Here is a 23044-nt window from a genome sequence, read left to right on the forward strand (position 1 = left end):
GGTGGGCCCTGGTGCCTGTTCAGGCAGGAACAGGGCCTAGGGTTCCACTATGAAGATCATCATTGCGCTACTTGTTATCTGGCTTGCCCTTTCGATCCTCGGGTTCGTTGTGAAGGGCCTGCTCTGGCTGGCTTTCCTCGGCCTGATCCTGTTTGTAGCCACCGCCGTGTGGGGTTGGCTCAAACGCAAAACTAACGCCTGATCCGTTCCATTTCAGGGACGACGGCGGGTAGGGCCACAGTGCCCTGCCCGCCGTTGCTGTATACCGGCTTCACCCGGCGGAACGCGGCCAGGATGGCCCGACCCACCAGGCAGATGCCCACGATCGTGGTGATGGCACGCAAGGTGTCCCATCCCGCCGTCGAGGTCAATAGTGAGTAGAGCAGGAAGCTGCTGAGATTGGTGCCCAGCGGCGCGCCCGCAACATAGGAGATGCCCGTACCCGCACCCACGGCGAACGGCCAGAACCACAGGTTGGTGAGCAGGCCGAACAGGTAGGACGCCACCACGCCATAACCGCACAGCATCCACAGCTCGGCCTTCCCCCGCACCCGGTGGGGGAGCAGCCCTGCCCCGGCGCCCACCCACGCGCACGCGAAGATCTGGAACGGCGTCCACGGGCCGATTCCACCCCACAATGCGCTGGACAGTGCGATGGTGGCTGCCCCCAGCAGCAAACCAAATTGGGCACCATAGGCCCGGCCGGCCAGGATCAGCAGAATGAACACCGCTTCAACGCCCCCGACGCCGGTACTCGCCACCCGCACCGCCGAACCGACTGCGGCCAGGACGCCGAGCAACGCCACGGTGTGCGCGGAGCGGACAGAGCCGTCCAGCGATACGGCGATGGCGACGGCGGCCAGGGGAGCGATAGCCAATGCCACGTAGGGGACTGCTGCGGCGGCGTCCTGCGGGAACGCCGCCGCCAGCAGTGGCCAGCAGAAGGCACCCAAAGCCAGGAGGTTCGCTGCCGCCAGGACGATCAGTTCCGCAGTTCGGGGTAGTCGGATCCTGCGCGGCTTAGTAACTGAAACGTCTTCGTGACCGACTGTATGTTGTGGTGCAACAGCGTCTGCGGCCTGCCAGCGTGAAGTATTCAGGGGCAGTGACTGGTGGACAGGTGCTGCATCCAAAGCCTCGGGCACAGCCGCGGGTGCAATGCCGTCACGCATGGGAAGGATCCGGGCCCCCAGGCTGTGCGCAAAATCGAGGTCATGGGTGGCGATCAGGACGGCCGTGCCCGCGTCAGCTGCGGCCAGCAGCGCAGCCGAGACTGCCGTGCGCGCCGCAGGATCCAGTCCGCGGGTGGGTTCATCGATCAGGAGCACTTCCGGATCGTCGATGGTCTGCAGCGCGATGGCAAGGATCCTGCGCTCGCCGGCAGAAAGGTCCCGGGGATGTTCTCCAAGGGGCATCCCGACGCCTCCGCGCAGGCGGGCGAGGCGTGCTTCAGCGGGCTCCGATTCTGTAGCCCGTGGATCCAGGCGCCGGGACGCGCGTGCCTGCCGCCGGTCTGCGGCGCGGAGCTCTGCCGCGACGGTGTCCCTGGTGAAGAGGTCATCGGAAGCGTCCGGGACGAGGGCTACGCGGCCGCCGTCGAGGGCCAGCTCCACCAGAAGGGATGACTTTCCGGCGCCATTAGGCCCCACCAGTGCCACCACTTCACCCCTGTGCAGTGTCACGGATGCGTCGTGCACCAGTGGCTTCCCCTTGCGGTGCACGGAGAGGTTCGCTGCGGTCAGCACGGGTGCCTGTTCGGTTGGCCGTCCGGGAGCCGGATGGGCAGCCACCGGAACCGAAACGGATGGCGCGGCGCTTGGTACCAGGGCGCCGTCGTCGATGCTCCACCAGGCGTCAGCAACGGTCACCAGGGCTTCGGCCCGGTGCTCCGCCACGATGACGCAAACACCGGCTACCCGGGCGAGGGCGCTGAGCACGGAGATGACGCGTTCGCGCGCTGCGGTGTCAAGGTCGGCCAGCGGCTCGTCAGCAAGGAGCAGCACCGGATGTTGCACTACGGCAGCAGCGATCGCCACGAGTGTTGCCTCACCAGCCGAGAGGGTACTGACATCGCGGTCCAGCAGCGCCGTGACGCCGATACGTTCTGCGACCTCCGATACCCGGGCCATTCTGGCCGCAGGCGTCACGCCGCGCAGTTCGAGCGCGAGGCCGATTTCGTCGCGGACCCGGGTGGTGGCAAACGCGGCCCGGGGATTCTGTAAGACGACGCCGACGAAGCGGGCGGTATCGCGCGGTGGCGTGATGGCCCGGTCCATCCCTGCAACGCGCACCGTGCCAGCGATTTCTCCACCGTCCACGTGGGAGAGCAGCCCGGCGAGTCCTCTCAGGATTGTGGATTTGCCGGACCCCGTGGCGCCTGTGATGACCGAAACTGACCCGGGCGGCGGCGCAAACTCTGCTACGCGCACTTGCGCATCGGCGATCCGGAATTGCGCATTCCGGACCAGAAGCGGCGCTGAGTTGCCGTGCGTGAGGCGCAGGCCGCCGTCGGATTGTTGTGATGTCCGGCTTCCAAAGCCGCGCAATTCCAAGGCCGCGGCCACCCGGGCGGCGTGTTCCAGGGTGCGCTCCAGCACGGGAACAAGCGCCCGGGGTCCGAACCGTTCACCGCGCAATCGAAAGGCCAGGCGCACGGCACGCACAGCGTCATACAGTGCGGGCAACGCCGCCCAGGCCACCACGAGCATCCGGGCGATGCCCTGCAGGGGACCGCCGCGGGCCAGGACCACAAAACCGCGGGCCACGTCCACCACGGAGTTGAGCAGGCCAAAGCCCAGGATCATGCCGGCAATCGGCAGGGCGGACAGTGCGGCCTGCCCCAGTCCTTCTGCCGTTACCGGGCCAAGGACCGCCACATGGGCAAAGGGCCCGGGCAGCCGTACCGGCGGCAGGTTGAACAGGAGCGTGTCACCGACGCCCGCCCCGTTGAAAAGGATGCGGTAGATGACCCGCGCCGCGATGAAGACGACGGCGAGAGCCGCCGCTGCGCGTAACGGCGCGGGCCGAAAGGTCACGCCGTCGGTGCGGCCGGCGCGCCGTCAACCGTGTAGAGCAGTTCCAGGCTGTCGCCCGGGGAAACCTGCAAGGTGGCAAGGCCTTCCTGGGCATAACCCCATTCACCGGCGGCGGGCTTTACCCAGAGCGACCAGTAGGCGAAGGCCGCGGGCATGTCCTTGCATTCCTCGCGGTAGGTGCCGCCCTTGTGGGCGATGTCGACGTCGGCAGCGGGGACGCCGTTGACCCGGCATACCAGCTCTGTGGGGTAGGCGGTGGTGCCTTCAGTTTCCACCTTGGCATCGGCCAGCACCTTGGACGCGGGGGTGGTGGCATCCACCGGCACGCAGACGGGCGCGGAGTCGGTGCCGCCCTGCTTCAGGGCACTGGAATCAACAGAGACCAGCACGCCGGCGCAAGGCTCGGAGGCAGAGGCGGAGGCGGAGGAGGCGGAGGACGCGGTGGTCGGGGCGGCAGAATCGTATGGCTGGCTGGTGGCCGGCGCGGAACAGGCGGCCAGGGTAATGAGCAGACCTGCGGCGGCGAGTGAGCTCGCGGCGGCGGTACGGAGTTTAGTCAAAGTCACCTGACTAGGGTAGGGCGTTGCCTGTCCGGATCCGGATGCCATGGCGTTGTGTGACGTCGCCTCCCACGCTCCTGCCGTGGCCAAGCGGCCGTAACGGCACTGTCGCGTCACCAGCCGCCGCGCGTTGGAGTGTGTCCCTTTCGGGCGTCCTCGGGCATGGCCATTTCGGCACGCAGCCCCAGGAGCCGGATGGGACGGTCCGCTTCGATCGCGGCCGTGAGGTCCAGGGCCTGGGCGAGGATTTCGCTCCGCTCGAAGGTCCTGGCAATCTTCCGCGCGTGGGTTTTGGTGACAAACGGCGCGTACCGGACCTTGAGGGTCAGCCCGATCACAGGCCGGCCTTCGGCCACAACGTCCTCCAGGACACGCGCTGCCAGATCCTTTACGGCGTCCTCCACCTGGGCCGGCTCGGTCAGGTCCTGCTGGAAGGTGGTCTCCCGGCTGTGCCCGCGGGTAACCCAGGGGGTGTCGTCCACGATGCTGGCGCCGTCCCCGCGTCCGAGCTCCGCGTACCAGGGGCCCATTTTTGGTCCGAATTCCGGGACCAGGTCCTGGGGGTTGGACGCGGCAAGCTCGGCGACTGTGGTTATGCCGAGCTTGGCCAGCCGGCCGGACACCTTGTTTCCGACGCCCCACAGCTCCTTGGTGGGCCGGCTGCCCATGACCTCGAGCCAGTTCCCGGCATTGAGCCGGAAGACTCCGGCCGGCTTACCGAAACCGGTGGCTACCTTGGCCCGCACCAGGGTGTCCCCGATCCCCACGCTGCAATGCAGCTGCGTTCGCTCCAAAACAGCGGCCTGCAGTTGCCGTGCGTAAGCCTCCGGGTCCTTCGCAGCAATTCCGACAAAGGCTTCATCCCAACCCAGCACCTGAACCGTGGCGCCGGGCTGCTCGCGCAAGGTAGCCATCACCGTCTCAGACACGGCGAGGTACGCCTCCTGGTCCACAGGAAGGATCACAGCGTCAGGCACTTTCCGGGCGGCAATGCGTAAAGGCATTCCGGACCCGACGCCGAAAGCCCTGGCTTCGTAGGACGCCGTTGACACCACAGCGCGTTCCGTGGGGTCGCCCCGGCCGCCGACAATGATCGGCTTGCCCGCAAGCTCCGGCCGGCGGAGCACTTCGACCGCCGCAATGAACTGGTCGAGGTCGACGTGCAGCACCCACCTGTTTTCGCTCACGCCACCAGTCTGCCCCAAACATCAGCAATTGACTCCCGGAGAGCGGGCCCAGGCTTTAGTCTTGGTGCCGTATCAGTGATCCGTCGGCCGGGCCGTAATCTCCGTGACAGAAGGGCACATGACGTGAAGAGAGTGGGGCGTGTTCTCGCCTGGATTGCCGGCGTCCTCGCCGTCGTCATTGTTGCTGGTGTGATTTTCTGGAACGTGAGCCCCTGGCCCAGCGTTTGGCTGCTGCGTTCGGCGCCTGATCCGGCTGGCCTCGAGAACGCCGAAGCCGCAGCGAAGTACGTGCCGGACGGCATCCACTCAGACCTGGACGTGGTGTACGACGAAACCTCCACCGAGGGTCGGCTGGACGTCTTCCGCCCGGACGATGCTGGCGCCGCACTGCCCGTGGTGTTCTGGGTGCATGGCGGAGCGTTCATCGCCGGGCAAAAGGAACCGTTGCGCACTTACCTCCCCGTGCTGGCCTCGCACGGGTTCACCGTGGTGAACGTCGAATACACCCACGCACCTGAGGCCACCTACCCGCGGCCGGTGCAACAGGTGGATCAAGCCATTGCACACGTCCTGGAACACGCCGAAGAGTTCCGCGTTGACCCGGACCGCATTGTGCTCGCAGGCGACTCTGCAGGCGCCCACATCGCGGCCCAGACGGCGATGGCGATCGCCCAGCCGGACTATGCGTCCGCGGCCGGTCTGCCGGCCGCCGCTGCCCCCGACCAGGTGGTCGGCACGGTCCTGTTCAGTGGCCCCTATGATCCAACTTCGGTGAAATACGACAACGAGTCGTTTGGATTCTTCATGCGCACGGTGATGTGGTCCTACTCCGGGACAAAGTCATTCCTCGAAGACGACCAATTCCTGTACGCCGCGTTGCCAGAGCACGTGGACGGTGACTACCCGCCGTCGTTCATCTCAACCGGGCCGGCCGATCCGCTCCTTAAGCAGAACCAGGAATGGGTGACTGCGCTGAGCACTGCGGGCGTCGACGTGACCACCCTTTTCTTCGACGCCGCAAGCACGCCCGAATCAGTGGGCCACGAGTACCAGCTTGCCCTGGACACGCCACAGGCCCGGCAGGCCATGGTGGAACAGGTCGCTTTCCTCCGGAAGGTCACCGGTTCAGAAATGCGGGCCGGGGTCTCCGACGGATGGTGACGCCGGCGCACACTGGCTTACTTCAGGAACTTTGAAGTCCGCCGGTCCGCCAGGATCTTGCCGTTGGTCTGGCAGGTGGGGCAGTACTGCAGTGCCGAGTCCGCAAAGGACACCTCCCGCACAGTGTCTCCACATACCGGGCAGGGCTGGCCCGCGCGGCCGTGGACGCGCATGTGGCCGCGTTTGGAGTCCTTGAGCTGGCTGGGAGGTTTGCCGCTGGCCTCGAGGATGGCTGCTCCCAGGACATCGTGGATGGCCTCGTACAAGGTGCGTACTGCCACGGCGTCAAGCTTGTTGGCGACGGCGAACGGGGAGAGCCGGGCGGCGTGCAATATCTCGTCGCTGTAGGCATTGCCTATTCCGGCGATGAGGCTTTGGTTGCGGAGCACACCTTTGATCTGATGGCCGCCTGCTGCCAGAATGCCGGCGAAGGTGTCCAGATCGAATCCGTCTGCGAACGGATCCGGCCCCAGCGCGGCAATTCCGGGAACATCCTGGGGATCATTCACCACGTAAAGTGCGAGCCCCTTGTGCGTCCCGGCTTCGGTGAGGTCCAAGCCCCAGTCGGTCCCGCCGTCGGCCGGGCGGAAGCGCAGCCGCGCGGCAATCGGCCCTTTGCCCAGCTTGAGCGGCGCAGGAGACGGCGATTCGAGAACCCTGGCCCAGCCGGCGCGGGCCAGGTGGAATACGAAGTTCAGTCCGTCCGCCTCAATACAGACGAACTTTCCAAAACGGCTCACCCCGGTGGCCGTCCGGCCTTCCAACGCGTAATACGGCGGATCGGCTGTTTTAAGGGCAGCGATGGAGGCGACCTGAACCTTGCTGATGCCAACTCCCTTGAGCCGGTCGTTCAGGTAAGAAGCCAGCGCGGCGACTTCGGGCAGTTCAGGCATGGATCACACTCTTTACCGATCAGTGGCGCGGACCGGAGCCGCCGGCATGGTCGTCGGCAGTTTCGCGTGCCTTGTCTGGTGACGTTGTCGCCGTCGTATGCTGCGCGTCCCGTTCGGTGTTCTTCGCGGCGAGGGTACGCTCCGCCTCGGCTTTCTTGAACGCCTTGACCTTACGGCCGCGCTGCCGCCAGATCCTCCACAGCACGACGCCGGCAACAAAGGCGACTGCCGCGGCTGCAGCTGAGATCTGGGTCCAGAGCGGGAACCAGGTGGCCTCGGTGCCCAGGATCCGCTGGCCGTTGTGGGCCGATTCGGAATTGCTGATGAGGATCGCAGCGGTGAGGAGGTTGGGCGTCGCCATAACGACTGCCAGCAGGACCAGCACGAGCTTCCATGCCCAGGAGACCTTCCTGTGCGTCGCCTGCCAGGCAATCATGAGCGGCAGGAGTGTGAAAACGAAGCCATAGAACATGCCCATCCACACCCCGGCCCCAAGATCACCCTGCACCTGGTTGCCGATCGTCGTGGCCCACCAGACCGGTAGGACAGCGGCGAGTATGAAGTACGCCAGGACGAGGATTACCAGTGTCACCACACCAAAGATGATCCGGGCCGCCCAGTTGGTCTTTTTCACCGGCTGTGCCTGTGTAGGTTCTGTCATTGCACCATCATGACAGAACCCCTTGAGGCGGAAGCGGATGTGCCTATACTTTCACCGGCGGCTTGTTGTTATGGCCCCGGTGACATTGCTGATTGATCCTATGGAAGGCCCCTGATGAGCAACATTCCCGAAGACCTGTACTACACCGCCGAGCATGAATGGGTTTCGGAGCCCACGGCAGAGGGCGTGGTCCGCATCGGCATCACCGATTTCGCACAGGATGCCCTGGGCGACGTCGTCTACGCCCAGATGCCTGAGCCGGGCACTGCCGTCAAGGCCGGGGAGGTCATCGGCGAGGTCGAGTCGACCAAAAGCGTCAGCGACATTTACGCCCCTGTCAGTGGGGAAGTGGTGGCCCGCAACGAGTCCCTGGACACGGACTCGGCCCTGATCAACAGTGATTCGTACGGCGATGGCTGGCTCCTGGAAGTCCGTTTGGCAGAAGCGGACGCCGTAAACTCCCTCCTCAGTGCATCAGAGTACGAACAGCAGGTAGGCTGAAGCTAACCGGTTTTTCGCGTCCCGACGCAATGACGGCGAACGGCTTTGTTTTACATCGCCGCACGTCAGCGGCGTGATTGCGGGTTTCGGAAGTAAGTGTTGATTGCAGGAGCAAGTGCTGCAGCGGAAGAGGAGGAACCCATGGTTGGCCACGACTTGAACCCTGCCAATGGTCGTGAGGGCATTGGCGCGGAAACAGCTTCGGAGACCACTTCGATCCACCTCCCGCCCGTAACGGATGAGCCGGCAATTGCGCGGCAGCTTTCCCGTGAAGAACGTGCCGCTGTTGAGGCGCTGCCCGCGGGTTCGGCACTGCTGGTAGCCCACAGCGGCCCGAACAACGGGGCCCGGTTCCTGCTGGATTCCGAGGTCACCACGGCCGGCAGGCACCCCGATGCCGACATCTTTCTCGACGACGTCACCGTGTCGCGTAGGCACGTCGAGTTCCGCCGGACGGCGAACAGCTTCGAAGTGGTGGACACCGGCAGCCTGAACGGCACCTACGTCAACCACGATCGCGTGGACAAGGTGGAACTGCGCTCAGGCAGCGAAGTCCAGATTGGCAAATTCCGTCTCACCTTCTACCGGAGTCCTGCCCGCGCAGCAGGCCGTTCCTGATCAAGGGGCTGCCCGTGGCAATGGCGCAGCCGGACCGGCGCGGTCCCCAGGTCCTGAACATCGGGGAAGTCCTCGCCCAGCTCAGCGATGACTTTCCCGGTATGTCGGCCTCAAAGATCAGGTTCCTTGAAGAAAAGGGCCTGATCAACCCGCGGCGCACGCCGGCGGGTTACCGGCAATACTCTGACGGCGATGTCGAACGCCTGCGCTTTGTCCTTGCGCTGCAACGGGACCAGTATCTCCCGCTCAAGGTCATCAAGGATTACCTGGATGCCATCGACCGCGGCGAACGGCCGGAAAACCTTCCGCCAGGCGTGGTGGTGTCTCCGCGGATCGTCTCGGATGAGCTTGCGGCAGAGCTCAAAAACCGCGGCCGCAAGCTCAGCGAGGAACAGCTGCGTGCCGAATCCGGCGCCAGCGTTCCGCTCCTGCAGTCGCTGTTGAGCTTCGGTCTGATCGGCCACACCGGCGGCTTGTTTGATGAACATTCGCTCCAGGTCGCCAAAGCATGCGTCCAGCTGGAAAGCCATGGCTTGGAACCGCGGCACTTGCGGCCGTTCCAGGCTGCCGCGGAACGGGAGTTCGGCCTGGTGGAACGCGTTGTGGCACCGTTGGCCTCCCGTAAAGACGCGGCCTCACAGGCGCGGGCAGCAGAGGCGGCCCGCGAGATCAGCGACTTGTGCCTCACCCTGCACCGTGCCCTGGTGCAGGACCACATCTCACGCATGGAACTGTGATGATCGAAGTCGAGATAGTCGGAGTCCGGATCGAACTGCCGTCGAACCAGCCATTGGTGCTTCTTCGTGAACTCCACGGAGAACGCCACGTACCCATTTGGATCGGTACTCCTGAAGCCAGCGCCATCGCCTTGGCGCAGCAGGGCATCACCCCGCCGCGTCCCATGACGCACGACCTCCTTGTGGACGTCGTGGAGTCCTTGGGACATTCGGTCGTCAGCGTCAACATTGTGGCTGTGGAAGACAACATCTTCTATGGCCAACTGCAGTTTGAGAATGGCACTACTGTCAGTTCCCGCGCATCAGACGCACTCGCTGTGGCACTGCGTGCGAAATGCCGAATCTGGTGTGCTGACGCCGTGATGGACGAGGCGGGGGTACGGATCACCGAGCATGACGAGGGTGAAGACGCTGAGCCCTCACCCAGCGTGGATGAAGAAGGCGAACTGCGGCGCTTCCGCGAATTCCTGGACGATGTTGAGCCGGAAGACTTCGACGGTTAGATAACGTTAAGGTTAAAGTTGAGCCTGAAAGTTTCGACACGCCCTGTAGATGGTCCCTAGATCTTTGACCTTGGGGCGCAGCAGGCCTAACGTCGAAGTATCAAGTTCCCATTGCTTACAGCGGTCCCGCAAGTCACACTGGAAAGTGCGTTCTCTGCGGAATTACATGCATGGCCTTTATCGCGGGCCGGTGGCTGTATGGAATCCCCGGGGAGCTTAGGACAAGGAGGATCCAGGTGAGTCCCAAAGGCGATTCAGGCCAGCTCAAGCAGCCTACGAAGGCTGGCAAGGCTGTGCCCGTGAGCGGGGCCCAGGGGCTGCTGTTTACCGAAGACCTTCCGGTTCTGGACGAAGACGCCGGTTACCGGGGTCCCACTGCCTGCAAGGCGGCGGGAATTACTTACCGTCAGCTGGACTACTGGGCGCGGACGGGCCTGGTGGAACCTGCCGTCCGCGGTGCAGCCGGTTCCGGCTCCCAACGGCTTTATGGTTTCCGGGACATCCTGGTCCTGAAGGTGGTCAAGCGCCTTCTCGACACCGGCGTTTCGCTTCAGCAGATCCGTTCCGCCGTCGAACACCTGCGCGAGCGTGGCGTGGAAGACCTGGCCCAGATCACCTTGATGAGCGACGGTGCCAGCGTGTACGAATGCACGTCGGCGGACGAAGTCATCGACCTCGTCCAAGGCGGCCAGGGCGTTTTTGGTATTGCAGTCGGCCGGGTCTGGCGGGAAGTGGAAGGGAGCCTCGCCTCGCTGCCCAGCGAACATGCAGCGGAGCAGTCCTTTCCCGACGACGAGTTAAGCAAACGGCGCGCTGCACGCAAGATCAGCTGACGACGCCGGTAGCTCCGCCCTGCGGGGAAAGCCGAAAAGGTGGGAGTCCGGTCAGGACGTCCCACCTTTTGCGTCCGGCAGTAGTAGTACTAGCGCTGCGCCCGGCGGGATGCCCGGCCGGCGCCCATGATGTTTGCCAGGAGAGTGTCAAACAAGGCGGCAGCATTCTTGGCCGAGTCTCCGGGCCAGCTGTGGACCGGATGGGCAGCGCCCTGGATCTGCTGCCAGTTGGCCTGCTCCGGAATGCGTGGCTCCAGCAGCATGCCGCCGAACATCGTTTCCATTTCCGAGAGCCTGAAGGCGTGCTCCGATGACCCGGTACGGACCCGGTTGGCCACGATGCCGGCGGGTGAAAGGCCCGGCGCAAATTCCTGCCGGAAGAGCTGGATGGCACGCATGGTGCGTTCGGTGCCGGCGACTGAGAAGAGGCCGGGCTCGGCCACCAGCGCCACTTTGTCGCTGGCAGACCATGCCATCCGGGTCAGTCCATTAAGCGAGGGCGGGCAGTCGATCAGGATCAGCTCGTAGTGCTGGGCCCCCGACAGAATCGTGGACAGCCGGCGGAGGTCACGCTTGCCCAGGTCGGGTCGGTCGTAGATACCGGTGAACGCGGAACCGACTGCGACATCGAGGACCGGGCCGGCAGTTCCCTTTGCCGCAGCGCCAGCCACCCAGCCGCTGGCAGCGACGTTGTCCGCGAGGCGGGCCCGGCGGGGGTTTTTGAGCATTCGACCGATGTCCAGGTGGCCGTTGCTTTGGACGCCGAGAGCAGTGGTCGCGTCGGCGTGTGGATCAAGGTCCACCACCAGGGTGGGTATGTTCGCGGCCAGCGCCGCTGACGCCAATCCAGTGGTGACGGAGGTTTTACCGACTCCGCCCTTGAGGCTGCTGATGCTGACTACTTGCACGTGAAAACCAAGACCTAACGCCGGATGCCGAGTTGGGGCAGGACTACCGATAGATTACCGAAGGCAATTCGGAGCCCGCATCCCCATCATATGTTGACCTGTCAGCGAATCGGCGCTTTGGCTGCCCCGGCATGGCAGACTGGTGAGGCCGCCGCGACGCGTGTTCCGGATTGTGCTGCGCACATGACGGTTGTGGATGTGACGGTGACCACAAGCATTTGTGTTTGACCGCAGCCGTCTTAGACACTGTGACCACCTACCGATCCACCCGCAATGATGCAGGAGCAGCATGTTTTCTAAAATTCTGGTGGCCAACCGTGGCGAAATTGCCATCCGCGCCTTTCGCGCCGGCTATGAACTGGGCGCCAAGACTGTCGCCGTGTTTCCGCATGAGGACAGGAACTCCATTCACCGCCAGAAGGCCGACGAGGCCTATCTGATCGGTAAAGAGGGACACCCGGTCCGTGCGTACCTGGACGTGGAAGAAGTGGTGCGGGTGGCCAAGGAAGCCGGGGCTGACGCCATCTACCCCGGCTACGGCTTCCTCTCCGAGAATCCGGATCTGGCGCGGGCCGCCGCGGCGGCGGGAATCACCTTTGTCGGACCACCCGCCGAGGTCCTGGAACTGGCCGGCAACAAGGTAACCGCCCTGGCAGCAGCCAAGGCCGCTGGCGTGCCCGTCCTGAAGTCCAGTGCGCCGTCCAAGGACCTGGACGAGCTCATTGCCGCGGCTGATGAAATCGGCTTCCCCATCTTCGCCAAGGCTGTAGCCGGCGGTGGTGGCCGCGGGATGCGCCGTGTTGACACCCGTGAGGCCCTTCCCGATGCCCTGCAGGCCGCCATGCGTGAGGCGGACGCGGCCTTCGGTGATCCCACCATGTTCCTTGAGCAGGCAGTACTCCGCCCCCGGCACATCGAAGTGCAGATCCTGGCCGACGCCGAGGGCAATGTCATGCACTTGTTCGAGCGCGACTGTTCCATCCAGCGGCGCCACCAGAAGGTCATCGAAATCGCTCCGGCACCCAATCTGGACGAGGGTATCCGGCAGGCACTGTACCGTGACGCCGTCAAGTTCGCGAAGGCCCTCAACTACGTCAATGCCGGCACCGTGGAGTTCCTCGTGGACACCGTGGGCGAGCGGGCAGGCCAGCACGTCTTCATCGAAATGAATCCCCGCATCCAGGTGGAGCACACAGTCACCGAGGAAGTCACGGACGTCGACCTGGTGCAGGCCCAGCTGCGGATCGCCTCGGGGGAGACGCTGGCAGACCTCGGCCTCTCGCAGGACACCGTGCAGCTCCGCGGCGCTGCGTTGCAGTCCCGCATCACCACCGAGGATCCCGCCAACGGGTTCCGCCCCGATGTTGGAAAGATCACCGGTTACCGTTCCGCCGGCGGCGCCGGTGTAAGGCTCGACGGCGGCACCGTCTACTCGGGTGCCGAGATCAGCCCGCACTTCGACTCCATGCTGGTGAAGCTGACGTGCCGTGGACGCGATTACCCTGCGGCCGTAGCCCGCGCACGCCGCGCCCTGGCTGAGTTCCGAATCCGCGGTGTGTCCACGAACATTTCGTTCCTGCAGGCGGTCCTTGATGATGCCGAATTCGTTGCCGGCAATATCGCCACCTCCTTCATTGACGAGCGCCCGGAGCTGCTCAAGTCCCGCGTCTCCGCTGACCGCGGCACCAAGCTGCTGACCTGGCTTGCAGAGGTCACCGTCAACAAGCCCAACGGCGAACTCAAGGTCATGACCGACCCCGCCCGGAAGCTGCCGGCACTGCCCGAAGGAACACCGCCGCCGGGATCCCGCCAGCGGCTCCTGGACCTCGGTCCGGAAGGGTTCGCCCGGGCACTGCGCGAACAGAGCGCTGTCGCGGTCACGGACACCACCTTCCGCGACGCGCACCAGTCCCTGTTGGCCACCCGTGTCCGGACGCGCGACCTCCTGGCGGCAGGTCCGGCCGTTTCCAGCCTCCTGCCCGAACTGTTGTCGGTGGAAGCATGGGGCGGTGCCACCTACGACGTCGCACTTCGGTTCCTGGGCGAGGACCCCTGGGACCGGCTGGCCGCCCTGCGGAAGGCCATGCCCAACGTGTGCCTGCAGATGCTGCTGCGCGGCCGCAACACCGTGGGCTACACGCCGTACCCGGAGGAAGTCACCGAAGCCTTCGTCAATGAGGCTGCAGCTACCGGCATCGACATCTTCCGCATCTTCGATGCCCTCAATGACGTCAACCAGATGGCCCCGGCAATCCGCGCTGTCAGGGCTACCGGAACCGCCGTCGCCGAGGTGGCACTCTGCTACACCGGCGACATGCTGGACCCGGCAGAGCAGCTCTACACGCTGGACTACTACCTGGAATTGGCGCAGAGGATCGTCGACGCCGGGGCACACATCCTGGCCATCAAGGACATGGCAGGGCTCCTGCGTCCCGCCGCGGCCGCCAAGCTTGTTGCTGCCCTCCGTGAACGGTTCGACCTGCCAGTCCACCTGCACACCCACGACACCGCCGGTGGACAGCTCGCCACCCTGCTTGCAGCGGTCGACGCCGGAGTGGACGCCGTGGACGTCGCTGCCGCTTCACTGGCTGGAACCACCAGCCAGCCATCGGCCTCAGCCCTGGTGGCCGCCCTGGAGCACACCCCGCGTGATACTGGCCTCAGCCTGGCCGCGGTCAGTTCCATGGAGCCCTACTGGGAAGCAGTGCGCCGGGTCTACGCTCCCTTTGAGTCCGGACTGCCGGGCCCCACAGGCCGCGTTTACCAGCACGAAATCCCCGGCGGGCAGCTTTCCAACCTGCGTCAGCAGGCGATGGCGCTGGGCCTGGGCGAACGGTTCGAAGCCATTGAGGACATGTACACGGCGGCGGACCGGATCCTTGGGCGCCTGGTCAAGGTCACGCCTTCGTCCAAGGTGGTGGGCGACCTCGCCCTGCACCTGGTAGGCCTCGGCGCCGATCCCGCCGACTTCAACGAGAATCCGCAGAACTACGACATCCCGGACTCTGTGATTGGCTTCCTGTCAGGCGAACTGGGCGACCCTCCCGGAGGATGGCCTGAGCCGTTCCGCACCAAGGCCCTGCAGGGGCGTACCGTCAAGGTGCGCGACGCCGAGCTGAGCCCCGAGGACAGCGAAGCCCTGGCGGGGGATTCCAAGACCCGGCAGCGGACCTTGAACCGACTGCTGTTCGCCGGCCCCACCAAGGACTACGAGAAGAGTCAGGAAACCTACGGCAACGTCTCGGTTCTGGACACCCGCGATTACCTGTATGGCCTGCAGCTCGGCCAGGAACACGTGATCCAGCTCGAGCGCGGCGTGCGCCTGATCGCTGAACTTGAAGCAGTATCCGAGCCGGACGAGAAGGGTATGCGCACAGTAATGTGCAAGCTCAACGGCCAGTCGCGTCCCGTAGTGGTCCGCGACCAGTCGGTGGACAGCAACGTCAAGGCAGCAGAAAAAGCAGACCCGGCCAACAAGGGCCACGTAGCGGCGCCGTTTGCCGGCGCCGTGACGCTCACCGTACGTCCGGGCGACGAAGTCAACCCCGGGGACACCGTGGCCACCATCGAGGCCATGAAGATGGAAGCGTCAATCACGACGCCGGTGGGCGGCAAGGTTTCCCGGCTCGCGGTCGCTGAAATCGAGCAGGTGCAGGGCGGCGACCTGCTGCTCGTCGTGGAGTAAAGGGTCAACTAAAACAGGAGGCCCAACCGGGTTTGCACCGGTTGGGCCTCCTTTTTGCATTGGTGATCGAGCCTGCCAGGTGCAGGATTCTAGACCCGCGGCGCCGCGTACATCTCTTCGATGACCGTTTCGAAGTCCTTGGCCACCTGTGCGCGCTTGACCTTCATCGATGGCGTCAGGTGACCGGACGCCTCGGTGAAGTCGGACGGCACAATCCGGAAGGACTTTATGGCTTCGGCCTGGGAAACCGAGTCGTTGGCCTTGGTGATGAGTTCCTGCACGGCGGCCTTTACCACGGCGTTTTCCGCAGCCTGGTCCATGGTGGTGTCAGCAGGTTGGCCATGGCGCTGAAGCCAGCCGGGGAGTGCCTCCGGATCAAGGGTGACCAGCGCGCCGATGAACGGACGGTTGTCACCTACTACCAGCACCTGGGAAACCAGTGCGTCAGCGCGGATCTGATCTTCCAGCAGTGCGGGGACTACATTCTTGCCGCTGGCAGTGACGATGATTTCCTTCTTGCGGCCGGTGATGCGCAGGAAGCCTTCGTCGTCCAACTGCCCGATGTCCCCGGTCCTGAACCAGCCGTCAGTAAAGGTTTCCGCTGTGAGGTCTTCGCGTTTGTAGTAGCCCTTCATTACGCAGACGCCCTTGGCCAGGATCTCGCCGTCGTCGTCAATCCTGACCGAGTTGCCGGGCAGCGGCTTGCCCACGGTGCCGATCCGAATCCGGGACGGAGTGTTGACCGAGACGGGTGCTGTGGTTTCGGTGAGCCCGTAACCTTCGAGGATCTGCAGTCCGATGCCTTGGAAGAAGTGTCCCAGCCGTTCACCCAGGGGCCCGCCGCCGGAGACCGCATGTGCCACATTGCCGCCCATGGCGGCACGGAGCTTGCCGTAGACGAGCTTGTCGAACAGAGCATGCTTGAGCTTGAGCCCAAGGCCGATCCGGCCGGACTCGCGCGCCTTGGAGTAGGCGATGGCGGTGTCCGCCGCCTTGTGGAAGATGGCCCCCTTGCCACCGTCCTCCGCTTTGGTCAATGCCGAGTTGTAGACCTTCTCGAATACTCGTGGCACCGCCAGGATGAAGGTGGGCTGGTAACTCTGCAGGTCCGCCAGCAGGTTCTTGATGTCCGGAGTGTGGGCTACGGTGGCTCCCGCGGCTACGGCCAGCACTGAGATAAACCGGGCGAAGACGTGCGCGAGGGGCAGGAACATGATGGTCTTGGCATTTTCATTGACCACGTCGCTGAGGATGGCCAGGGCGTTCTCGGAGAGTTCGACGAAGTTGCCGTGGGTGAGTTCACAACCCTTCGGCCGGCCGGTGGTCCCTGAGGTGTAGATGATGGTGGCGACGTCGGCGAGGTTGGCTGCACTGCGCCGTGCTTCCAGTTCCGCATCGTCGATTCCCGTGCCCGCCTGGCGCAAGGCGTCAAGTCCGGCGCCTTCCAGCTGCCACACGTGCTGCAGTGCCGAAAGCCCTTCAGAGGTTGCCGCCTGGCGGATGATGTTCTCGTGGTGGGCGGTCTCACCGAAAGCAGCGACGGCACCGGAGTCGCCAAGGTTCCAGGCGACCTGGGAAGGCGAGGAGGTTTCGTAGATGGGGACCGAGATACCGCCCGCGAACCAGATCGCGAAGTCCACCAGCGCCCATTCATAGCGGGTCCTTGACATGATGCCCACGCGGTCGCCCGGGCCTACACCGCTGGCCATCAGGCCTTTGGCAAGTGCCGAAACGTCCGCCAGGAAATCACGGGCGCGGATGTCTTCCCACGTGCCGGAAGAACCAATTTTGGAGAAAAGGGCAGGGTTGCTGGCTTTTTCGGCCTGCTTGACCACCAGGTCAGTAATGTTCGTCTCCGGCGGGACAACAACCAGGGGCGGAACACTGGATTCGCGCACTGTAGCTCCTTTGATATCAGACTGCCCTTGCGACTACTGGTCTAAGACTAGTACGCAGGTGCAGCGCATGTGCAGAGTTAAAAGCTACTGGCCAGTAACAAGCAGGTCAACGACCTGACCAGCGGATTCGGGCGACACGCCGCCTAGACTGAAGAACTATGAGCGCCACGCTTCCTGGGGAGGACCCCGGAACCAATCTCCGCCCCGGCGGCTGGCGGCGGAAGTCCCGCCTTCCGGCGCCCCTCGCAGTGTCCCCGCTCGCCGGGAGCCGACCGTCCGGTCCCCGCCTCCGGCTGGGGCGGCGCGGCCTGGCCATCGGCATCGACATCGGTGGCACCAAGGTGGCCGCAGGAGTTGTCGACGCCAGCGGCAGGATCCTCAGCGGGGCCCGGAGGTCCACGCCTGGGAACGACCCGCGGGCGGTCGAAAACGTGATCGTGGAGCTCGTTGGGGAACTGGCATCGCAGTACCGGGTGGGTACCGTAGGGATCGGCGCTGCGGGATGGATGGACGTCGACGGCGGTACTGTCCTTTTCAGCCCCCATTTGGCTTGGCGGAATGAACCGTTGCGGGCGAACCTCCAGCGGCTCCTGAGGCGTCCTGTGTTTATCAGTAACGATGCCGACGCTGCCGCTTGGGCCGAATGGCGGTTCGGCCGCGGCCAGGGGCAGCGCCGACTGGTATGCATCACGCTTGGAACGGGCATCGGCGGCGCCATGGTGATGGATGGCAGGGTCGAACGGGGCATGTATGGCGTCGCGGGGGAGTTCGGCCATCAGATCATGATGCCCGGCGGCCACCGCTGCCAGTGCGGAAACCGTGGTTGCTGGGAGCAATACGCGTCCGGCAACGCCTTGGGCCGCGAAGCGAGGGCGCTGGCGGAAGCCAACTCGCCGATCGCCAGGGAGCTCCTGGCCGCAGTCCAAGGAGATCCGGAACGGATCACGGGTGCCGTCGTGACGGAGCTTGCGCTAGCCGGGGATGCCGCCTGCATTGAACTGATCGAAGACGTCGGCGAATGGCTGGGGCTGGGCCTGGCGAACCTGGCAGCCGCCCTCGATCCCGGAATGTTCGTCATCGGAGGGGGACTCTGTTCGGCCGGTGACCTACTGCTGGAACCTGCGCGGAGAGCCTTCACACGCAACCTCACGGGGCGTGGTTTCCGGCCGGCCGCCACGATTGAACGTGCGGCACTTGGGCCGAGCGCCGGACTGATCGGCGCGGCGGACCTTTCCCGTGTCAGCAGCCGCAGCCGGCGCTGACACTCCTAGACGCGGGCGCCGTCGTCCGAGTCGTTTTTGTCATGGGGCAGCCGCATGATGAGGTAGCCAACGGCAGCAACGAAAGCCGCGATAACACCCAGGATCGCCAGGAGCGGCGCCGCTCGCCAGAACATCGCGAACAGCAGCAACGTGATCGGTCCGCCCAGCGCTCCGAGCCAGGCCAGCATGGTCAGCGGCTCTGTCCCTGCAAGGCTGGGTGGCTCTTCCGGCACGAATTCGTCCCCGGCGTCATCGGTTGCATAGTCACGCGGCCCTGGCCCAACAGGGCCCATAGATCCGGCTGCCTGGGCACGCTCCGCGGCGGACGGCTCACGGCGGGCAGAACCAGCGAGGCCCAAGGGGTCGAAGTCGGCGAATCCGGGCCGGCGAGCACCGGTAGAGGCGTCTGGCGGCAAGGGGCCCGCAGACGGTGGTTCCGGTGTTCCAGATGCCTGCTCCGTACCGGAAGTCGCCGAAGCATCCTGCTCATGCGGCGGAGTCTGCGGCTCTCCCTGCAGCCGCGACACCAGATCCAGCCAGACGGCGTCGTCCTGGTTGGCGCCCTGATCAGGTGATCCTGGATCCGGTCTGTTCATCCTGCCGTGCCTTCCGGAAGTGTTGCCTGGCCGGTTGCGGCCTGGCGACGAATGAAGTCCACGGAGCCGGTAAAGATGCTGGCGGCATCGTTGTCCAGGGTGGCCACGTGGTAGCTGTTTTCCAAGTAGCTTACGTCCAACGGGGCTCCGGTAAGGCGGTCGCGCAGCAGGTTCATGGAGGCGTCCGAGACGACGTGGTCCACGGTGGAGCGGAAGACGCGAACCGGCGCCGCAATTCTGGGCAGCAGTCGGACCGTGTCCTTGAACATCAGGTGCAGCTGGTGTGCCGCCGCTACCGGCGTCCGGGGATACGCGCCTTCGTCGATCCCCTCCTTCATGATGTCATTGGCGATGGCGGGTGTGCTCCGCAGGACAAATTTCAGCAGCCCCGCCAATGAGGACCGGGGATCGTCAATCCGCAGCGCAGGGTTAACCAGCAGTACGCCCGCAACTGGCCGGGTGGCGGCCAGCCGGAGGGCCAGGGCCCCTCCCATGGAGAGCCCGGCCGAGAACACCTGCCCGCATTCGGCATCGAGTTCCAGGTACGCGTTGTCTACGGCCTCATGCCACTGCCGCCAGTTTGTCCGGGCGAGTTCCTGCCACGTAGTGCCGTGGCCAGGGAGCAGCGGCATCCGCACAGCGAATCCGGCGTCGGCCAGCGCGGTGGCCCAGTTTCTGAGCCCGTGCGGGCTTCCGGTAAAGCCATGGGACAGTACAACACCCACGGCGGGACCCTCGCCCCGAAAGGCACTGCTGAAGGGGCTATGGTCGGGAATTACTTTCACCGGGTTCCTTCGTTGATTCCTGGACATAAGGCTCGGTTTTATTTCCCGTTGAAGGTTGGGTGCCACGACCCGCCTGGTGAAGGAAGAAATTTACCGAACCGGCGAAAATCGTGGCGGCATCGGCGTCCAGGGTCGCCACGTGCCCACTGGCGGGAAGGTCGATGACCGTTGGTGGCGTTGGAAGTCCACGTTGAAGGATCGCAAGGGAAGTGGGAGGTACCACGACGTCGGTCAGGGAGCGGAACACCTGCACGGGCGCCGTTACGCTGCGGAGGGCGCGCGTGGCCGCACCGAACAACTTTTTCAGCTCGTGGACCGCAGCCAGCGGAGTACGTGAGTAGTCGCCGTCATCAGTGGGCGCCGCGGTGACATTCTCTTCCACGATCGGCATGGTGGTCCGCTGGAAGTGCTTGAGGACGCCGATCATCCGGACCCGTCTGTCGTAAAAGCTCAGGCCCGGATTTACGATTGAAACCCCGGCCACCGAATGGCGCGAGGCTGTTAACAGGGCAATGGCGCCGCCCATCGACAGTCCGGCCACGAAGGTCGTCCGTGTGGTGGCTGCCAGTTCCAGGTAGGCCTCTTCGAAGGTAAGGTGCCAATCGCGCCAGCGTGAACCTGCCAGCTCCTGCCAATTGGTTCCGTGGCCCGGCAGCAGCGGGACGGAGACCGCGAAGCCCTGGCCGGCCAGGTGTTCGGCCCAGGGCAGGATGCTCAGTGGGCTGCCGGTAAAGCCGTGGCAAACGGCAATACCGATCGAAGCATTGGCGCCATGGCCGGGGTAGCTGAACCCGGCCGGGGTTCGCTGCTCGCTGCTTTCCATCATGGCTCCATCGTGTCACTGTTCGATGCAATTCTCACTAGAGTAGGGTGGCAGTGGATTCCCGCCCAGCGGCCTGTTGAGCCGGGCTGCTGCCGTCCGGAGAGGTGCGTCGCGTGTTTTATTGGGTCATGAAAAGGATCTTCCTCGGGCCGGTCCTCAAGTTACTTTTCAGGCCATGGGTCAAGGGCCTGGACAATATTCCGGAGCATGGAGCGGCAATCCTGGCGTCAAACCACCTGTCTTTTTCGGACTCCATTTTTATGCCGCTGATGGTGCGGCGGCCAGTGGTTTTCCTCGCCAAGTCTGAGTACTTCACGGGGACCGGCATTAAGGGCCGCCTCACGGCGATGTTCTTTCGCCTGACCAACCAGTTGCCCATGGACCGCTCGGGAGGAGCCGCTTCGGCCGTCTCGCTCAACGCCGGCATGGACGTGCTGCGCAACGGCGGCCTGCTGGGAATCTACCCCGAAGGAACGCGCAGCCCGGATGCCCGCCTGTACCGTGGCAAGGTCGGCGTGGCCAAGCTGGCCCTGGAAGCCGGGGTACCGGTAATCCCGGTAGCCATGATCGGCACTGACAAGGTCCAGCCCATCGGCAAGCGGCTGCCTAACATCCGCAGGATTGGCATGATTTTCGGCGAACCGCTGGATTTCAGCCAGTACCAGGGCCAGTCGGAGGACCGTGCAGTGCAACGCGAGGTGACCGACCAGATCATGTCCCGGCTGATGCGCCTCTCCGGCCAGGAATACGTGGACGAGTACGCCGCCGTCGTCAAGCTGCGGCTCAGCGGGGCTGGTCCTGCCGGTCCGGATCCCGGCTCCGGCCCTGACTCAGGAATCGTTGCCGACCCACCAGGAACGCCCGACGCCGGTAGCTGAGTATGACGTCAGGGTACCCCTGATGACGGCACCTGTACGCAGATCCCGCCGGAGGATACTACTCTTGTATAGTGACTGAGCTATCCGCAAAACCTGTCTTTTCCCTGTCCAGTACCGCCCAGAGCGGCGCCGCAGACTATCCAGGGCTTGATCACTGGCGTGATCTGCCCATTTCGCAGCAGCCCAACTGGCAGGACAAAGCGGTCTTTGACGCCTCGGTGCGTGAACTATCGGTGGTGCCGCCGTTGGTCTTCGCCGGTGAAGTGGACATCCTTCGTGACCGCCTCGCCGCCGCCGCGCAGGGCAAAGCGTTCCTGCTCCAGGGCGGAGACTGTGCCGAAACATTCGAGGCCGCCACGGCTGACAAGATCAGCGCCCGCGTCCGCACAATCCTCCAGATGGCGGTAGTGCTCACGTACGGGGCGGCCATGCCCGTCATCAAGATGGGGCGGATGGCCGGGCAGTTCGCCAAGCCGCGCTCCTCTAACGACGAGACCCGCGAAGGTGTCACCTTGCCGGCGTACCGCGGGGACATTGTTAATGGCTACGAGTTCACCCCGGAATCCCGCGGCCACGATGCCTCCCGCATGCTCCGCGCCTACCACACGTCCGCTTCCACGCTGAACCTGATCCGTGCCTTCACGCAAGGTGGTTTTGCCGACCTCCGCCTGGTCCACCACTGGAACAAGGGGTTCACGGAAAACCCTGCCCATGCACGCTACGAATCCCTGGCCCGCGAGATCGACCGTGCCATCACGTTCATGGACTCCTGTGGCGCTGACTTCGAGGCCCTCAAGAGGGTGGAGTTCTTCGCCAGCCATGAAGCCCTGCTCCTGGACTACGAGCGCGCGCTCACCCGCATCGATTCGCGGACCGGCCTGCCGTACGACACGTCAGCTCACTTCCTCTGGATCGGTGAACGCACCCGCGAACTGGACCACGCACACGTGGATTTCCTGTCCCGGGTACGCAACCCGATCGGCGTCAAGCTGGGCCCCGGAACCAGCGGAGACGATGCTCTGCGCCTCATCGACAAGCTTGATCCCAACCGCGAACCTGGGCGCCTGACCTTCATCACGCGGATGGGTGCCGGTAACATCCGCGAGAAGCTGCCCGCCGTCGTCGAAAAGGTCACAGCCTCCGGCGCCCAGGTCCTCTGGGTCACCGACCCCATGCACGGCAACACCGTCACGTCGCCGAACGGCTACAAGACCCGGAATTTCGACGACGTCATTGACGAGGTGCGCGGCTTCTTCGAAGTGCATCAGGCACTGGGAACGGTACCCGGCGGCCTGCACGTCGAGATGACCGGTGACGATGTCGCCGAATGCCTTGGCGGCGCCGACCCCATCGACCAGGATGCCTTCCTGGACCGCTACGAATCGGTGTGCGATCCGCGGCTCAACCACATGCAGTCCCTTGAGATGGCCTTCCTGGTTGCAGGGGCGCTTTCCAAGAAGTAACCACCGAAGACAGCGTCAAAGAACTGCGCCTGCCGCTCCCGGACTCCGGAAGGGGCA

At 64.6% G+C, this 23044-nt stretch carries 21 protein-coding genes; 11 read left to right on the top strand and 10 right to left on the bottom strand.

Features of this window, described 5'->3' with window-relative positions:
• The first annotated feature begins 49 nt into the window (after positions 1 to 49).
• Positions 50 to 202 carry a hypothetical protein gene (locus ACWA13_RS07670; protein ID WP_463937539.1) on the top strand — a complete coding sequence of 51 codons (153 nt, stop codon included), beginning with the start codon at positions 50 to 52 and terminating at the stop codon, positions 200 to 202.
• Here the strand turns inward: ACWA13_RS07670 and ACWA13_RS07675 are convergent.
• The 3 genes from ACWA13_RS07675 to ACWA13_RS07685 form a co-directional block, all read right to left on the bottom strand.
• A complete protein-coding gene (locus tag ACWA13_RS07675) occupies positions 192 to 3035 on the bottom strand; it encodes an ATP-binding cassette domain-containing protein (protein ID WP_463937540.1) in 2844 nt (947 codons plus the stop codon). The genes ACWA13_RS07670 and ACWA13_RS07675 overlap by 11 nt on opposite strands.
• Positions 3032 to 3601: a hypothetical protein gene (locus ACWA13_RS07680; protein ID WP_463937541.1), complete on the bottom strand. Its 570-nt coding sequence runs from the start codon at positions 3599 to 3601 to the stop codon at positions 3032 to 3034. The genes ACWA13_RS07675 and ACWA13_RS07680 overlap by 4 nt, the downstream gene beginning before the upstream one ends.
• Positions 3602 to 3708: 107 nt before the next feature.
• Positions 3709 to 4782 carry a DNA polymerase IV gene (locus ACWA13_RS07685; protein ID WP_463937542.1) on the bottom strand — a complete coding sequence of 358 codons (1074 nt, stop codon included), beginning with the start codon at positions 4780 to 4782 and terminating at the stop codon, positions 3709 to 3711.
• Positions 4783 to 4905: 123 nt separating this feature from the next.
• On the opposite strand from ACWA13_RS07685, the gene ACWA13_RS07690 reads away from it, so the two are divergent.
• Positions 4906 to 5943 (top strand): alpha/beta hydrolase, encoded by a 1038-nt coding sequence (locus ACWA13_RS07690; RefSeq protein ID WP_463937543.1) that lies wholly within the window; start codon positions 4906 to 4908, stop codon positions 5941 to 5943.
• Between the two features lie 17 nt (positions 5944 to 5960).
• Here ACWA13_RS07690 and ACWA13_RS07695 read toward each other — a convergent pair whose 3' ends face one another.
• Positions 5961 to 6836 (bottom strand): Fpg/Nei family DNA glycosylase, encoded by an 876-nt coding sequence (locus tag ACWA13_RS07695; RefSeq protein ID WP_463937544.1) that lies wholly within the window; start codon positions 6834 to 6836, stop codon positions 5961 to 5963.
• A gap of 19 nt (positions 6837 to 6855) precedes the next feature.
• Complete coding sequence (locus tag ACWA13_RS07700) at positions 6856 to 7497, bottom strand: hypothetical protein (protein ID WP_463937545.1); 642 nt, start codon at positions 7495 to 7497, stop codon at positions 6856 to 6858.
• Between the two features lie 114 nt (positions 7498 to 7611).
• On the opposite strand from ACWA13_RS07700, the gene gcvH reads away from it, so the two are divergent.
• From gcvH to ACWA13_RS07725, 5 genes are all read left to right on the top strand, one after another.
• Positions 7612 to 7998, top strand: a complete 387-nt coding sequence (gene gcvH, locus ACWA13_RS07705) for a glycine cleavage system protein GcvH (RefSeq protein WP_463937546.1) — start codon at positions 7612 to 7614, stop codon at positions 7996 to 7998.
• Positions 7999 to 8139: 141 nt separating this feature from the next.
• Positions 8140 to 8616, top strand: coding sequence for an FHA domain-containing protein (locus tag ACWA13_RS07710; RefSeq protein ID WP_463937547.1), 477 nt, complete (start codon positions 8140 to 8142; stop codon positions 8614 to 8616).
• Positions 8617 to 8636: 20 nt separating this feature from the next.
• Positions 8637 to 9353, top strand: coding sequence for a transcriptional regulator FtsR (ftsR, locus tag ACWA13_RS07715; protein WP_463937870.1), 717 nt, complete (start codon positions 8637 to 8639; stop codon positions 9351 to 9353).
• Positions 9353 to 9856: a bifunctional nuclease family protein gene (locus ACWA13_RS07720; protein ID WP_463937548.1), complete on the top strand. Its 504-nt coding sequence runs from the start codon at positions 9353 to 9355 to the stop codon at positions 9854 to 9856. The genes ftsR and ACWA13_RS07720 overlap by 1 nt, the downstream gene beginning before the upstream one ends.
• A gap of 236 nt (positions 9857 to 10092) precedes the next feature.
• On the top strand, positions 10093 to 10689 hold the full coding sequence (locus ACWA13_RS07725; protein WP_463937549.1) for a MerR family transcriptional regulator: 597 nt from the start codon (positions 10093 to 10095) through the stop codon (positions 10687 to 10689).
• Between the two features lie 89 nt (positions 10690 to 10778).
• Here ACWA13_RS07725 and ACWA13_RS07730 read toward each other — a convergent pair whose 3' ends face one another.
• Complete coding sequence (locus ACWA13_RS07730; RefSeq protein WP_463937550.1) at positions 10779 to 11597, bottom strand: ParA family protein; 819 nt, start codon at positions 11595 to 11597, stop codon at positions 10779 to 10781.
• A gap of 289 nt (positions 11598 to 11886) precedes the next feature.
• Here ACWA13_RS07730 and ACWA13_RS07735 point away from each other — a divergent pair, with 289 nt between their 5' ends.
• Positions 11887 to 15282, top strand: a complete 3396-nt coding sequence (locus ACWA13_RS07735; protein ID WP_463937551.1) for a pyruvate carboxylase — start codon at positions 11887 to 11889, stop codon at positions 15280 to 15282.
• 89 nt (positions 15283 to 15371) lie between these two features.
• Here ACWA13_RS07735 and ACWA13_RS07740 read toward each other — a convergent pair whose 3' ends face one another.
• Complete coding sequence (locus ACWA13_RS07740; protein WP_463937552.1) at positions 15372 to 17180, bottom strand: AMP-dependent synthetase/ligase; 1809 nt, start codon at positions 17178 to 17180, stop codon at positions 15372 to 15374.
• A gap of 158 nt (positions 17181 to 17338) precedes the next feature.
• Here ACWA13_RS07740 and ACWA13_RS07745 point away from each other — a divergent pair, with 158 nt between their 5' ends.
• Positions 17339 to 18442 (top strand): ROK family glucokinase, encoded by a 1104-nt coding sequence (locus ACWA13_RS07745; protein ID WP_463937553.1) that lies wholly within the window; start codon positions 17339 to 17341, stop codon positions 18440 to 18442.
• A 5-nt stretch (positions 18443 to 18447) separates the two neighbouring features.
• On the opposite strand, the gene ACWA13_RS07750 is transcribed toward ACWA13_RS07745, so the two are convergent.
• Genes ACWA13_RS07750 through ACWA13_RS07760 form a run of 3 tightly spaced genes read right to left on the bottom strand, consistent with a single transcriptional unit; the run spans position 18448 to position 20649 of the window.
• Entirely contained in the window at positions 18448 to 19038 is a 591-nt protein-coding gene (locus tag ACWA13_RS07750) for a hypothetical protein (protein ID WP_463937554.1), read from the bottom strand.
• Positions 19035 to 19823 carry an alpha/beta hydrolase gene (locus ACWA13_RS07755; RefSeq protein ID WP_463937555.1) on the bottom strand — a complete coding sequence of 263 codons (789 nt, stop codon included), beginning with the start codon at positions 19821 to 19823 and terminating at the stop codon, positions 19035 to 19037. Before ACWA13_RS07755 ends, ACWA13_RS07750 begins: the two co-directional genes overlap by 4 nt.
• The gene (locus ACWA13_RS07760) at positions 19801 to 20649 is read right to left on the bottom strand and encodes an alpha/beta hydrolase (protein ID WP_463937556.1); all 849 of its coding nucleotides are present in this window, start codon (positions 20647 to 20649) and stop codon (positions 19801 to 19803) included. The genes ACWA13_RS07755 and ACWA13_RS07760 overlap by 23 nt, the downstream gene beginning before the upstream one ends.
• Positions 20650 to 20759: 110 nt before the next feature.
• Here ACWA13_RS07760 and ACWA13_RS07765 point away from each other — a divergent pair, with 110 nt between their 5' ends.
• Together ACWA13_RS07765 and ACWA13_RS07770 are read left to right on the top strand one after the other, a co-directional pair.
• Positions 20760 to 21524 carry a lysophospholipid acyltransferase family protein gene (locus ACWA13_RS07765; protein ID WP_463937557.1) on the top strand — a complete coding sequence of 255 codons (765 nt, stop codon included), beginning with the start codon at positions 20760 to 20762 and terminating at the stop codon, positions 21522 to 21524.
• Between the two features lie 71 nt (positions 21525 to 21595).
• The gene (locus tag ACWA13_RS07770; RefSeq protein ID WP_463937558.1) at positions 21596 to 22987 is read left to right on the top strand and encodes a class II 3-deoxy-7-phosphoheptulonate synthase; all 1392 of its coding nucleotides are present in this window, start codon (positions 21596 to 21598) and stop codon (positions 22985 to 22987) included.
• The last annotated feature ends 57 nt before the right edge of the window (positions 22988 to 23044 follow it).

This window comes from Pseudarthrobacter sp. TRD_SC_9 (assembly GCF_055361265.1).

Bases quoted from the DNA above. Each gene is read 5' to 3' on its own strand.
- ACWA13_RS07670 (WP_463937539.1), top strand. From the start codon at position 50: ATGAAGATCATCATTGCGCTACTTGTTATCTGGCTTGCCCTTTCGATC.
- ACWA13_RS07695 (WP_463937544.1), bottom strand. From the start codon at position 6,836: ATGCCTGAACTGCCCGAAGTCGCCGCGCTGGCTTCTTACCTGAACGAC.
- ACWA13_RS07700 (WP_463937545.1), bottom strand. From the start codon at position 7,497: ATGACAGAACCTACACAGGCACAGCCGGTGAAAAAGACCAACTGGGCG.
- gcvH (WP_463937546.1), top strand. From the start codon at position 7,612: ATGAGCAACATTCCCGAAGACCTGTACTACACCGCCGAGCATGAATGG.
- ACWA13_RS07710 (WP_463937547.1), top strand. From the start codon at position 8,140: ATGGTTGGCCACGACTTGAACCCTGCCAATGGTCGTGAGGGCATTGGC.
- ftsR (WP_463937870.1), top strand. From the start codon at position 8,637: ATGGCGCAGCCGGACCGGCGCGGTCCCCAGGTCCTGAACATCGGGGAA.
- ACWA13_RS07720 (WP_463937548.1), top strand. From the start codon at position 9,353: ATGATCGAAGTCGAGATAGTCGGAGTCCGGATCGAACTGCCGTCGAAC.
- ACWA13_RS07735 (WP_463937551.1), top strand. From the start codon at position 11,887: ATGTTTTCTAAAATTCTGGTGGCCAACCGTGGCGAAATTGCCATCCGC.
- ACWA13_RS07745 (WP_463937553.1), top strand. From the start codon at position 17,339: ATGAGCGCCACGCTTCCTGGGGAGGACCCCGGAACCAATCTCCGCCCC.
- ACWA13_RS07750 (WP_463937554.1), bottom strand. From the start codon at position 19,038: ATGAACAGACCGGATCCAGGATCACCTGATCAGGGCGCCAACCAGGAC.
- ACWA13_RS07760 (WP_463937556.1), bottom strand. From the start codon at position 20,649: ATGATGGAAAGCAGCGAGCAGCGAACCCCGGCCGGGTTCAGCTACCCC.